Origin of the sequence: Microbacterium sp. MTN4-26 (genome assembly GCF_042846595.1) — a bacterium.
GTDB classification, from domain to species: Bacteria; Actinomycetota; Actinomycetes; order Actinomycetales; family Microbacteriaceae; genus Microbacterium; species Microbacterium luteum.
Window position 1 is genome coordinate 75,478 of sequence record NZ_BTGO01000006.1, and the last position, 12,116, is coordinate 87,593.

Below are 12,116 nucleotides of genomic sequence, written 5' to 3' on the forward strand. Positions count from 1 at the left end.
GTGGCGGGTGCGGCCGTCGACGCGGCGCGCTGGGAGATTCCCGGGAGCGTCAGCCTGCCGTGACGAGCGCCCCGGTCGTCGACGCGCGCACGACGAGCTCGGGTTCGAACAGCACCGTCGCACCGTCGCGCTCGTCGCCGGCGATGCGGGCGATGAGCAGCTCCGCGGCGCGACGCCCCATCTCGCGCGCCGGCTGACGCACCGAGGTGAGGGGCACCGCCGCGACGGAGGCGAACTCGATGTCGTCGTAGCCGACGACGGCGATGTCCTCGGGCACCCGCACACCCGATGCGATGAGCCCGAACACGATGCCGCAAGCGAGGTGGTCGTTGGCGGCGACGATCCCGTCGGGGCGGCGATCGGTGGGCGCGGCGGCGATGCGCTCGCCGAGTTCCCGGCCGAGCTGCGCCGTCGTGCGCGCCGACCAGACGACCTCGAGTGTCGCGTCGGGATGCGCGGCGACCGCCGCTCTCGCCCCCTCGAGGCGCTCGCGCACCTGTCGCACCTCCTCGCGCGCGCCGACGAAGGCGAGTCGGCGGCGGCCGGATTCCAGCAGGTGATCGGCCGAGAGTCGGCCGCCGGCGACGTCGTCGAAGGAGACGGCGGGCAGCGCGCCCTCGTCGTCGACCGCATCCACCAGCACGACCGGGATGCCCCGCGCGCGCAGGTGCGAGATCGACTCGCCCGGAGCGCCGTAGGGGGAGACCAGCACGCCCTCGACCTGCACGCGCTCGAACAGGCGCAGGTGCTCGCGCTCCTTCTCGGCGTCGTCGTCGTCGTTGCCGACGAGGATGCGATACCCCGATGCGGCGGCGGCCTCCTCGGCACCGGCGACCATCGCGGCGAAGAACGGGTTGGCGATGTTGATCACCGTCATGCCGAGCATCCCGCTGCGCCCGGCGCGCAGCTGCTGAGCGGCCTGGAGCGGCACGTAGCCGAGGTCGTCCGCCGCCTGGCGCACGCGTGCGACCAGCTCGTCGCGCACCCGCTCCGGGCGGTTCAGGGCGTTCGAGACGGTGCTGATCGACACGCCCGCGCGCTCGGCGACATCGCGGATGCCCACTCGCTTCATCGCGTCCTCGTGATTCCGCCGGGCTCGTTCGTCCGGCATCCCCATGGTAGGCGTTTTCCAGAAAAACGTTTCGCATCTGTCCGCCGGTCGGAGAATCGCGTCGATGTCGGAGGATTCGGCCGGTATTCTCCGACCGACGCGCGATTCTCCGACGATCAGGAACGGACACCATGACCGAGACGTACTCCGCCGCCTTCGACTGGGCCCGCCGACAGGTCGACACCGGGGCGCTGCCCACCGCGGTGCTCGGGGTCGCCGACCGGTCCGGCATCGTCGCCCTCGACGCCTTCGGCGCCACCGACGGGCGCCCGGCACGTGTCGACGACCACTACTTCCTGTGGTCGATCACGAAGGTGCTCGTCGGACTCACCGCGGCGCGAGCGGTCGAGCGTGGCCTGCTCACCCCGCAGACCCCGCTGGCCGAGGCGCTGCCGTCCTTCGGGCAGGGACGAGAGGATGCGGTGCTCCTGCGTCACCTCGTCTCGCACACCGCCGGCATCCCCGAGCCGGCGCTCGACGTGCGCGGTGGCCTCCGCGACGCCCTCCTGGCGCCGGGGCGGGACTTCGCCGCCGGCACGGCGTCACGCTATTCGTCCGTCGCCTTCGACGGTGTCGCCGCGATGATCGAGCACGCCGCCGGCGCGCCGTGGGAGGCGCTGCTGGGGGAGTGGGCCTCGGCGGTCGGCGCCGACGGGGTGACCCTCGACACGGACTGCGAACCGCACGCGGTGCCGGATGCCGCCGAGAAGGGCGTGGACATGGCGGCCTTCGCGGCCCTCCGTCACCCCGGCGCCGGCGCCATGGCCCGCGCCGGCGACCTGCTCGCGATCGGATCGTCCCTGCTGCGTCAGGGCGAGGGGATCGTCTCGCCGGTCACCCTCGACATGATGCGCCGGCCGATCACCGGCGCCATCCCGCGCCTCGAGCCGTATCCCGTCGAGCGCGGCCAGGACTGGGGCTTCACGTGGAATCTCCGCACCCGCGCGCCGGGCCTGCTGGACCGCGACGTCTACGGGCACGGCGGATGGGCGGGCACCGAATTCTGGATGCATCCGACCCTCGGCGTCGCCTACGTGCTGCTCACCAACCGTGCCGAGCGCCCCACGGTCGACACCGACCGTCTCGACAACGCCGTCGCCGCAGCCGCATCCCGCTGACACCGAGCCGATCTGTGGCGACGACGCGTCAGGCGTCGCCGAGCGCCGCGGTGATCACCGTGCGCGCCTCATCCTGCACCTGTCGCAGGTGCTCCTCGCCACGGAGCGACTCGGCGTAGAGCTTGTAGACGTCTTCGGTGCCCGACGGGCGGGCGGCGAACCACGCGCTGCCGGTCTGCACCTTCAGGCCGCCGATCGCCGCACCGTTGCCCGGGGCGTGCGAGAGCTTGGCCGTGATCGGCTCGCCGGCGAGCTCCGTGGCGGTCACCGACTCGGGCGCGAGCTTGCCGAGGGCGGCCTTCTGCTCGGGCGTGGCCGGCGCGTCCACGCGCTGATAGACGGATGCGCCGTACTCGGCCTCCAGCTCCGCGTACCGCTGCGACGGGGTCTTGCCCGTCACCGCCAGGATCTCCGCGGCGAGCAGGCACAGCAGGATGCCGTCCTTGTCGGTGGTCCACACCGTCCCGTCGGTGCGCAGGAACGAGGCGCCCGCGGACTCCTCGCCGCCGAACGCGACGGAGCCGTCGAGCAGTCCCGGCACGAACCACTTGAAACCGACCGGCACCTCGAGCAGGGTGCGTCCGAGAGCCGCGGCGACCTTGTCGATGATCATCGATGACACCAGCGTCTTGCCCACGGCGGCATCCGCGGGCCAGTCCGGCCGGTGGGAGTAGAGGTAGTCGATCGCGACGGCGAGGTAGTGGTTGGGGTTCATGAGCCCCGCGTCGGGGGTGACGATGCCGTGGCGGTCGGCATCGGCGTCGTTCCCGGTGAGGATGTCGTACTCGTCCCGGCGTGCGACGAGTGAGGCCATCGCCGACGGCGACGACGGGTCCATCCGGATCTTCTCGTCCCAGTCGAGCGTCATGAAGCGCCAGGTCGGATCGACGTCGGGGTTGACCACGGTCAGGTCGAGGCCGTAGACCTCGGCGATGAGGGCCCAGTAGTCCACGGATGCGCCGCCGAGCGGATCGGCGCCGATGCGCACTCCGGCGGAGCGGATGGCCTCGACGTCGATGATGCCGGCGAGGTCGCGCACGTACGCGTCGCGGAAGTCGTACTCGCCGATCGTGGACTCGTCGAGGTCCTTGAACGGCGTGCGGCGAACGCCGTCGAGGCCGGCGGCGATGAGGTCGTTCGCGCGGTTCGCGATCCATCCCGTCGCGTCGGTGTCGGCCGGGCCGCCGTGCGGCGGGTTGTACTTGAAGCCGCCGTCGCGGGGCGGGTTGTGGCTCGGGGTCACCACGATGCCGTCGGCCCGGGCGGGGTCGGATGCATCGCGCCCGGCGTTGTGCACGAGGATCGCGTGGCTGAGTGCCGGCGTGGGCACCCACGAGTCGCGGGAATCGCGTCGCACGTCGACGCCGTTGGCGACGAGCACTTCCACGGCGGTGCGCTCGGCGGGCAGCGACAGCCCGTGCGTGTCGCGGCCGAGGAACAGCGGACCGGCGATCCCCTGAGCCGTGCGGTAGTCGACGATCGCCTGCGTCGTGGCGAGGATGTGGTCCTCGTTGAAGCTGGTCGACAGCGACGATCCCCGGTGGCCGCTCGTGCCGAAGGCCACGCGCTGCGCGGGAACCGACGCGTCGGGTTTGCGGTCGTAGTAGGCGGCCAGCAGCTCGTCGATGTCGATGAGGTCAGAGGGTTCGGCGGGCGTTCCTGCGCGACTCATGGGTCCTAGTCTGCCCTGTCGGAGGCCGACGGGCACCCGCGAGGTCGCCGTGTGTTCCCTCGCGCCCGCGTCCGCGTGCGCTCGGGGCCCATCGCTACCGCGGGCGCTCGCCGGGCAGGCCGGAACATCTAGGCTGGGTGCCCGTGAGCACCGCGATCTCCGAAACCTCCGCCGAGCCCCGGCACTACAGCTACCTCGGGCCCGCCGGAACCTTCACCGAGGCCGCCCTGGCGCAGGTGCCCGAGGCCCGCGGTCAGCGGTGGCGATCGGTCCACAACGTCGGTGAGGCGCTCGCCGACGTCGTCGAGGGGCGCTCGCACGCGGCGATGATCGCGATCGAGAACTCCGTCGACGGCGGCGTCTCCACCGCCCAGGACGCCCTCGCCACCATCCCCGGACTCCGGATCATCGGCGAGTACCTCGTGCCGGTGGACTTCGTGCTCGTCGCGCGACCCGGAACCAGCCTCGAACACGTGAAGCTCGTCTCGGCGCACCCGGTCGCCTACGCGCAGTGCCTGCAGTGGCTCACGCGCACCCTTCCCGCACACGCTCACATCCCGGCCGCCAGCAATGTCGCCAGTGCCCTCGGCATCCTCGAGGGAACGAGCGACGCGGATGCGGCCATCGCCCCGCCCGGCATCCTCGACCACCACGAGCTCGACCTGCTCGCCGAGAAGATCGGCGACAACGAGAACGCCGTCACGCGCTTCGTGCTGGTCGGCCGCACCGTCGCACCGCCGCCCGCGACCGGCGCCGACAAGACCTCCCTCATCGTGGAGCTGCCCGACGACCACCCCGGGGCGCTGCTGGAGATGCTCGAGCAGTTCGCCACCCGCGGCATCAACCTGTCGCTGCTGGCCTCACGCCCGATCGGCGACTCGCTCGGCCGCTACCGGTTCGTCATCGATGCCGACGGGCACATCCAGGACGAGCGCATGGCCGACGCCCTCATGGGACTGCGACGCTTCAGCCCCAAGGTGATCTTCCTCGGCTCCTATCCGCGCGCGGACCGCTCGATCGTGCGGTACTCCAACCGCTACGCCGACGACGTCTTCGTCGAGGCCCGGGACTGGCTGCGGGGGCTGCTTTCGGGCGAGCCCGGCGTCTGACCGGTCAGGCGAGCGTGCCGCCGCGCACGAGGCGCACCTCGCGGATCGCGGCGCCGTCGACCGTGTGCGTCTTGACCGCGCCATCCGGATCGAACCCGTGCCGGCGGTAGAAGGCCCGGGCGCGAGGATTGTCCTCGAGCACCCACAGCGATGCCGGATCGTCGCCGAGGGCGGCATCCATGAGCATGTCGCTCGCGCCGGTGCCGTAGTCGGCCTCGAGCACGTACACGGCGTAGAGCTCGCGGCGCCCGGCGACCGCGTCGTCGTCGCGGCATCGGCCCGCCGAGGCGAATCCGATCACGTCGCCGGCGAGCTCGGCGACCCAGACGTCGCCGGCTTCCCCGTCGATCTCGCCGGCCAGGATGCGGCGCCAGGTCTCGGCGCGCGCGGCGACATCCATGCCGTCGAGCACCTCGTCGGGGATCCGGCCGGCATACGCCTCGCGCCAGCTCGTCACGTGCACCGCCGCGATGGCGGCGGCATCCGTCGACCGAGCGCGGCGCACGGTGTAGGCCTCAGTCAACACCCGCCCCCTCTGTCGGGTCGGTGGCGAGGTCGAGATCGTCGGCGGTGTCGGTCGTGTCGGCCGCCGGGTCGTGCGCCCACGACGACGCCAGCGCGCGGATGCGGGCCCCGCGCCACTGCCAGATGGCCCACAGTACCGGCCACAGCAGCGCCGCCCCGGGCCCGTCGAAGACGAGCCGGTCGCGCCACAGGGTGCGGGTGGGGTCGCCGGGGGCCGGCGAGACCGCCATCTGGTGGTCCCACACGTCGAGGAAGGCGAGCGGCCCCGTCAGCGGGATGCCGCTGTCGCGGAAGATGCGCACGGCGCCGCCCGGCTCATCCACGTGACGGTGGCTGACGTGGATGAGCTGGCGCCCCAGCGGCATCGGTCCGCTCTCGAGGCTCACCGGCACGTCGTCGCCCTCCTCCCACTGCGTCGGCAACCCGGACGGGACGACGGGCGACATCGACACCATCGGGCCGTACAGCTCCGCGACCGCGCGCGGCGAGTGCAGGGCGCGCCACGCGGCGTCGGGGTCGCAGTCGATGACGAGCTTCAGCAGAACGCGCATGCTCCATCGTGTCATCGTGCGACACCGCTGGCGCAAGGGCGGATGCATCCGCCCGCTCCGCCGCGCACCGCTTCGGTCGCCGGCGGATGTCGCCATTCGGCCGCGATGCGACATCCACCGGCAAGCGAACGCACCGGATGCGGCATCCGCTGCCAGGCGAATCGCGCGCACGTTTCGCGGTGTGACGCCCGGGCCGCGCACCCGGCGCGCTCGCCGTAGGCTTCTGCGGGTGAGTACGCCGTTCGACCAGCAGCGCTATCAGGTCCGTCACGAGTGGGGGAGTGCGGGATTCGCGCGCCTCGCTCCCGCCGACGTGGTGGTGGTCGTCTCCGTCCTGGGTGAGCACGACGCCGTCCCGATCGCGGATGCCGCTCTCGCGGCGGGGTCGATCGTCCTGCTGGGCGGGCTGCGCAACGCGACGGCTGTGGCATCGGCGATCGCCGACGAGCAGGCGCGCCGGGGAGCGCGCACGAGCGTCTCGATCGTCTCGGCGGGGGAGGAGACCCCGCACGGCGTGCGCTTCGCCGTCGAGGACCAGTTCGGCGCCGGCGCCGTCATCGACGCTCTGGGGAACCGGGGGATCGACCACACGTCGCCCGAGGCTGCCGCAGCCGCCGAGTCGTATCGCGGGCTGGCACGCGCCGTGCGACACCTGCTCACCGCCGGCGGGACCGGACAGCGTCTGGTCGCCGAGGGTCGTCGTGCCGACGTGCTGCGCGCCGCAGAACTCGACGCGAGCGACGACCCGGGCCGCTACGGGCCGTCGATCAGCGCGGCGTCATCGCCGCAAGCTGTGTCGCAGGGGTGATCTCCCGCCGGGTCCACGTCAGCAGGTGACGCTCGTCGAACCGCGGCGCGCATCGTGCGCATGAGGTCGGACGCGATGCCCGACGATGACGGTAGGCCACATGCCCGGCCGGACACACCCCGACCCAGGGGGCGAGTTCGACGGCGGTCTCGCCGCGATGGGTCGTGCCGCCGACGTAGCCGAGGCCGCGGGCGATCGACTTCCACCTCGGTCCGTGGCCGGCCGTCGCCCCCGCCAGGGCATGGGCGACCTCGTGCAGGAGCGTCTGATGGTTGGTGTCGTCGTCGTAGCGGGCCGACAGGTAGCGCGACACGGTGATGCGCCGCCGCGTGTAGTCGCACTGACCGGCGCGGCGCTTGGCGTTGTCGAAGCCGAACGTCCACGACGAGTCGAGGTGCGACGAGATCAACGCCTCCGCCCACTGGCGTACGCGATGCGGTTCTGACATGCCGGAAGAGTAGAACAGACCTACGACACTGCGGCGATCAGCTCGCGACCGCGGTCTGCGCGCGCCGGCGGTCGCAGAGATCGATCGCCAGCAGCACGGTCTGCAGCTGCGACTCCGGGGCGCCGGATTCCTGACGCAGGAAGAGCGCGCGCTTGAAGTCCTTGCGGGCCTCCTCGAACTCCGCGGCGTCGAAATTCACCTTGCCGCGATGCTGGAGGGCGAAGGCCGCGATCGCGGCCCATCCCTGCCCTTCGGCCTCTTCGGCGCACGTCGTGAGCTCCTGCTCGGCGGCGGCGTAGGCTCCGCGCGCCTGCACGACCGTGGCATGCAGGATGCGGGCGCGCAGGAGATCCTTGCGGGTGCCGGCCATCCGCGCGAAGCGCACGGCGTGCTCCGACAGGGTGAGGGCGTCGTCGGTCTCGCCGAGTACCTTCAGCAGCCACACGCGTTCGAGCATCGACACGAGGCTGCGCTGATCGCCGAGCTCGGCCAGGCGCTCCTTGCACTGGGCAGGGTCGACGATCTCCCGCAGCGTGTCGGGGTCGTATCCGTGGATGAAGCTCACCGTCGACTCCCTTCGCGTGCGGCTCGCCTCCTCAGTGTGCCCTCCCGCGCCGTCGGTTCCGGGTGGCCACGCCGACAGGCGGCATCCCGTGTGCGCGGATGCGTCGTTCCGTCTCGCTCCGCTCACTCCGCGCCGCCGCGTCCGAGCACCCCAGCGGCGTTCCGCAGTCCGAGCACCCCAGCGGCGTTCCGCAGTCCGACACCCCAGCGGCGTTCCGCAGTCAGGATGTGTGGGTGCGGCACCGGGGTCAGCGCGTGTTGTGACTGCGGAGCGTGGGGTGTCGGCGGAGCTGGTCAGCGCTCGAACAGCTTCGAAGACGGCTTCGGCGACGGCACGGCGTCGGCGTCGGTCGCGGGCCGCGCTCCGCGGACGAACTCCTCGATCTCGGCCCCCTCGGCGACCTTCGCCGGATGCGGTCCCGCCGCCATCAGGCGCGGCAGCCACGCCGTCGGCAGCGGCGACGCCGAGGCCGCGACGACGAGGTTGCCGAATCGTCGCCCCTTGAGGGTCTGCACCTCGGCGAGCACGATGACGTTCGCGAGCACTTCGCGCACCGTCGCGACCTGCCGACGCGCGAAGGCGAGTCCCGCGCCGTCGGCGACGTTGACCAGCAGCACGCCGTCGGGACCCAGAAGACGCGCGGCGGCGGCGTAGAACTCGACCGACGTCAGGTGCGCGGGAATCTGCGCGCCGGCGTAGACGTCAGCCACCAGCACGTCGACCTGGCCGACCAGTCCCGCGGGAAACCGGCCGAGCGCCTGGCGCGCATCCCCGATCCGCACGCGGATGGAGGCGCCGCGCGGCAGCGGCAGCCGCTCGCGTACGAGGGCGATCAGCTCGGGCTCGAGTTCGACGACCTGCTGGCGGGAGCCGGGCCGCGTCGCGTCGATGTAGCGGGGGAGGGTCATGGCGCCGGCGCCGAGGTGCACCGCGGTGAGCGGCTGCCCGGGCAGCTTCAGCCGGTCGATCACGGCGGCCATCCGCGCGACGTACTCGAAGTGCAGATGCGTCGGGTCGTCGAGGTCGACGTGCGACTGCGGGGTCCCGTCGACGACGAGTTCGTAGCCCGATGTATAGGGCGACGGTTCGACGGATGCGAGCGCCCCGTCGCCCAGGCGCACCGGCGGTTCGGTGTGCTCATTGCGCGCGCGGGCCATGTTCCCAGCTTGCCCGATGCCCGGCTGCGAGTGCCGCCGGTACCGTGAGGACATGTCCGCCATCGACCTGAACGCCGACCTCGGCGAGACCGTCGACGGGGTGCCGACCGCCGACGACGAAGCGATGTTCGCCGTCGTGTCCAGCGCCTCCGTCGCGTGCGGCGGCCACGCCGGCGATGCGGCATCCATGCACGAATCGGTCACCCGGGCGGCGCGGTACGGCGTCGCCGTTGGGGCGCATCCGTCTTACCCCGACCGCGCCGGTTTCGGCCGGTCAGCCCTGACGCTGACGGAGGTCGAGCTGCGCGCCACGCTCGACGAGCAGCTCGAGGCGCTCGCCGCGGCGGGCGGGGACATCCGCTACGTGAAGCCGCATGGCGCGCTCTACCACGCCGTCACCGCCGACGCTGCGACCGCCCGCGTCGTCGCCGCCGCCGTGCGGCGACTTGCCGATCGTCTCGGTCGCGAGCTGCCGCTCCTCGGTCTCGGCGGTGCCGGCAGCCGCGCCGCCGAGGAGGCCGGCCTGCCGTTCGTGCGCGAGGCGTTCCTCGATCGCGGCTACCTCGCGGACGGCGGCCTCGTGCCGCGCGGCGAGGCAGGCGCTCTCCTCGACGATCCTGATCTGGTCGCGCGCCGCGCGGTCCGCCTGGCGATCGACGGGGTCGTGGATGCCGTCGACGGCCACATGCTCGCCGTCGACGCGGCCTCGATGTGCCTGCACGGCGACAGCCCCGCCGCGGTGGCGATGGCGCGAGCGGTGCGCACGGCGCTCGATGCCGCCGGGGTGAACGTGAGGGCGCCGTGGTGAAGGGGGCATCGTCCGGTGAGTCGTGGCGCATCCTGCCGATGGGTGAGCGAGCGCTGCTGATCGAGGCCCCGGGGCTCTCCGAGGTGCTGGACCTGCACGCGGCGCTCGTCGCCGCGTCGCCGGATGGCGTGGTCGACGTGGTACCCGCCGCCCGCACGGTGCTCGTGCACGTGGACCCGGCGATCCTGTCTCTCGCGTCGGCGCGCGCGTGGATCGACCGTGCGCTGACGGGTGACGTGCGGCGCATCCCGTCGGAACGTGTCGAGGCGCAGACCGTCGAACTCGCCGTGCGGTACGACGGTGCCGACCTCGCTGACACCGCTGCGGTGCTCGGCATCTCGCCAGACGAGCTGGTGCGCCGCCACGCTGCCGCGACGTGGAGCGTGGCGTTCACCGGATTCGCGCCCGGCTTCGGCTATCTCGTGAGCGACGCGTGGTCGTTCGACGTGCCGCGTCTGGAGTCCCCGCGCACACGCGTTCCGGCCGGGTCGGTGGGCCTGGCCGCCGGCTTCACCGGCGCTTACCCGCGCGATACGCCAGGCGGATGGCGCCTCATCGGCACGACCGACGCGCCCCTCTTCGACCCGGCCGCGGCCCAGCCCGCCCTTCTCGCGCCGGGCACCCGCGTCCGTTTCGTCCCCGTCCCTTCCACCCCGCCGAAATCCCTTGCTTCCCCCGCCTCGGCTTCCCCCGCCTCCGCCTCTTCGACGGCGTCCCCGGCTTCTCCGGCCTCCGTCTCTTCGACGGCGTCCCCGGCTTCTCCGGACTCCGTCTCTCCGGCCTCCGTTTCGAGTCCTAATTCAGGCTGGGCGCCGCCGGCACCCGCCGAGAACCCCGGTTCACCACCGTCCGCCCCGACGCAGCCTGAGTCAGGGCACACGTCGGGCGGAAGCCCGGCCGCGGACGCCGTCCTGAGCGACGCCGCGGCCTCGGAGGCAGGTGCCGCCACGCAGCCGGGTGTCGCCACCGTTTCGAGCCGTAACTCAGGCTGGAAGACGTCGCCGCCCGCCGGAGACGCCGGAACGCGGCCGCCGGTGCCCGCTCAGCCTGAGTTGGGGCACACGACTCCCGGTGCCGAACCCGGTACCGGTACCCAATCCAGGGCCGGGACCGCGGCCGGTACCGAACACAGGACCGCACCCGGCGCCGGGACCGCACCCGGGGCCGGTGCCGAACCCGGTACCGGTACCCAATCCAGGGCCGGGACCGCACCCGGTACCGAACACAGGACCGCACCCGGCGCCGGGACCGCACCCGGGGCCGGTGCCGAACCCGGTACCGGTACCCAATCCAGGGCCGGGACCGCGGCCGGTACCGAACACAGGACCGAACCCGGTGCCGAAGCCGCGCCCGGAACCGCACCCGCCGGCGCCGGCCGGGGGATCGAGGTGATCGAGGCGGGGCTGCTCGCGACCGTTCAGGACCTCGGACGCCCGGGTCACGCGGCCCTCGGCGTTGCCCGCTCGGGTGCACTCGACCGGGCGGCGCTGCGCGCGGGCAACCGGCTCGTCGGCAATCCCGAGGGTGCCGCCGGCATCGAGATCACGATGGGCGGATTCCGGGCCCGTGCAGCGGCGCGGCTGTGGTTCGCGGTCACCGGCGCGTGGGGACCGGTGACGCTCGACGGGCGTCCGGTCGACCCCTACACGGCGCACGAATGGCCCGCCGGCGCCGAGCTGCACGTGGACTGGGCCGAGCACGGCGTCCGCGCGATGCTCGCGGTGCGCGGCGGCGTCGCGGGTCCGCGTGTGCTCGGATCCCGCAGCACCGACGTCATGGCGGGGCTCGGACCCGATCGTCTCGCGGCCGGCGCGCACGTCGAGGTGGGGCCCGATCCGGCCGCGCCGGTTCCCGTCGCGCCCACGGCCACGTGGGGCGCACCGCCCGACGAGATCGAGCTCCGTCTGGCTCCCGCGCCTCGGTCCGACTGGTTCGACGACGACGCACGCGTCGCCCTGTTCGACGGGGAGTGGACCGTCGCCGCCGACGCCGACCGGGTCGGCGTGCGACTGGACGGCCCCGTGCTGACGCGGCGCCGCGCCGGCGAGCTGCCGAGCGAGGGGATGGTGCCCGGTGCTCTCCAGGTGGCCCCGACCGGACGACCCACCGTGCTGCTGGCCGACGGCCCGGTCACCGGCGGCTACCCGGTGATCGCGGTGGTGGCGGATGCCGATCTCGACCTGCTCGCACAGGCGCGCCCGGGCTCCCGGATCCGCTTCCGGCACGTGCGCCACGCGGGCTGAC

At 72.9% G+C, this 12,116-nt stretch carries 12 protein-coding genes; 5 read left to right on the top strand and 7 right to left on the bottom strand.

Annotated features, from left to right (window positions below; all coding sequences use genetic code 11):
* Window positions 1-49: 49 nt before the first annotated feature.
* Window positions 50-1,111 carry a LacI family DNA-binding transcriptional regulator gene (locus ACGG9C_RS06580; RefSeq protein ID WP_228480832.1) on the bottom strand — a complete coding sequence of 354 codons (1,062 nt, stop codon included), beginning with the start codon at window positions 1,109-1,111 and terminating at the stop codon, window positions 50-52.
* Window positions 1,112-1,242: 131 nt separating this feature from the next.
* On the opposite strand from ACGG9C_RS06580, the gene ACGG9C_RS06585 reads away from it, so the two are divergent.
* Window positions 1,243-2,229: a serine hydrolase gene (locus tag ACGG9C_RS06585; RefSeq protein ID WP_194383831.1), complete on the top strand. Its 987-nt coding sequence runs from the start codon at window positions 1,243-1,245 to the stop codon at window positions 2,227-2,229.
* A gap of 28 nt (window positions 2,230-2,257) precedes the next feature.
* Here ACGG9C_RS06585 and pgm read toward each other — a convergent pair whose 3' ends face one another.
* Window positions 2,258-3,901 carry a phosphoglucomutase (alpha-D-glucose-1,6-bisphosphate-dependent) gene (gene pgm, locus ACGG9C_RS06590; protein ID WP_194383830.1) on the bottom strand — a complete coding sequence of 548 codons (1,644 nt, stop codon included), beginning with the start codon at window positions 3,899-3,901 and terminating at the stop codon, window positions 2,258-2,260.
* Between the two features lie 143 nt (window positions 3,902-4,044).
* Between pgm and pheA the strand changes: the two genes are divergently transcribed.
* Entirely contained in the window at window positions 4,045-5,010 is a 966-nt protein-coding gene (pheA, locus tag ACGG9C_RS06595; protein ID WP_071045932.1) for a prephenate dehydratase, read from the top strand.
* A gap of 4 nt (window positions 5,011-5,014) precedes the next feature.
* Here pheA and ACGG9C_RS06600 read toward each other — a convergent pair whose 3' ends face one another.
* Both ACGG9C_RS06600 and ACGG9C_RS06605 read right to left on the bottom strand, forming a co-directional pair.
* Entirely contained in the window at window positions 5,015-5,533 is a 519-nt protein-coding gene (locus ACGG9C_RS06600) for a GNAT family N-acetyltransferase (protein ID WP_194383829.1), read from the bottom strand.
* Window positions 5,526-6,086 carry a hypothetical protein gene (locus ACGG9C_RS06605; RefSeq protein WP_194383828.1) on the bottom strand — a complete coding sequence of 187 codons (561 nt, stop codon included), beginning with the start codon at window positions 6,084-6,086 and terminating at the stop codon, window positions 5,526-5,528. Before ACGG9C_RS06605 ends, ACGG9C_RS06600 begins: the two co-directional genes overlap by 8 nt.
* Window positions 6,087-6,315: 229 nt before the next feature.
* Between ACGG9C_RS06605 and ACGG9C_RS06610 the strand changes: the two genes are divergently transcribed.
* Entirely contained in the window at window positions 6,316-6,894 is a 579-nt protein-coding gene (locus ACGG9C_RS06610) for a 2-phosphosulfolactate phosphatase (protein WP_228480831.1), read from the top strand.
* Here ACGG9C_RS06610 and ACGG9C_RS06615 read toward each other — a convergent pair.
* From ACGG9C_RS06615 to ACGG9C_RS06625, 3 genes are all read right to left on the bottom strand, one after another.
* Window positions 6,854-7,342, bottom strand: a complete 489-nt coding sequence (locus tag ACGG9C_RS06615) for a SprT-like domain-containing protein (protein ID WP_390178418.1) — start codon at window positions 7,340-7,342, stop codon at window positions 6,854-6,856. The two genes, ACGG9C_RS06610 and ACGG9C_RS06615, sit on opposite strands and share 41 nt — an antisense overlap.
* Window positions 7,343-7,379: 37 nt before the next feature.
* Window positions 7,380-7,907: a hypothetical protein gene (locus ACGG9C_RS06620; protein WP_194383825.1), complete on the bottom strand. Its 528-nt coding sequence runs from the start codon at window positions 7,905-7,907 to the stop codon at window positions 7,380-7,382.
* Between the two features lie 293 nt (window positions 7,908-8,200).
* A complete protein-coding gene (locus ACGG9C_RS06625; RefSeq protein ID WP_194383824.1) occupies window positions 8,201-9,064 on the bottom strand; it encodes a spermidine synthase in 864 nt (287 codons plus the stop codon).
* Between the two features lie 52 nt (window positions 9,065-9,116).
* Between ACGG9C_RS06625 and ACGG9C_RS06630 the strand changes: the two genes are divergently transcribed.
* Window positions 9,117-9,872 carry a 5-oxoprolinase subunit PxpA gene (locus ACGG9C_RS06630; protein WP_194383823.1) on the top strand — a complete coding sequence of 252 codons (756 nt, stop codon included), beginning with the start codon at window positions 9,117-9,119 and terminating at the stop codon, window positions 9,870-9,872.
* Entirely contained in the window at window positions 9,869-12,115 is a 2,247-nt protein-coding gene (locus ACGG9C_RS06635) for a 5-oxoprolinase/urea amidolyase family protein (RefSeq protein WP_390178419.1), read from the top strand. Before ACGG9C_RS06630 ends, ACGG9C_RS06635 begins: the two co-directional genes overlap by 4 nt.
* Window position 12,116: the final 1 nt, after the last annotated feature.

Coding starts and splice junctions, on each gene's coding strand:
- ACGG9C_RS06630 (WP_194383823.1), top strand. CDS start 9,117: ATGTCCGCCATCGACCTGAACGCCGACCTCGGCGAGACCGTCGACGGG.
- ACGG9C_RS06585 (WP_194383831.1), top strand. CDS start 1,243: ATGACCGAGACGTACTCCGCCGCCTTCGACTGGGCCCGCCGACAGGTC.
- ACGG9C_RS06625 (WP_194383824.1), bottom strand. CDS start 9,064: ATGGCCCGCGCGCGCAATGAGCACACCGAACCGCCGGTGCGCCTGGGC.
- ACGG9C_RS06580 (WP_228480832.1), bottom strand. CDS start 1,111: ATGCCGGACGAACGAGCCCGGCGGAATCACGAGGACGCGATGAAGCGA.
- ACGG9C_RS06615 (WP_390178418.1), bottom strand. CDS start 7,342: ATGTCAGAACCGCATCGCGTACGCCAGTGGGCGGAGGCGTTGATCTCG.
- pgm (WP_194383830.1), bottom strand. CDS start 3,901: ATGAGTCGCGCAGGAACGCCCGCCGAACCCTCTGACCTCATCGACATC.
- ACGG9C_RS06605 (WP_194383828.1), bottom strand. CDS start 6,086: ATGCGCGTTCTGCTGAAGCTCGTCATCGACTGCGACCCCGACGCCGCG.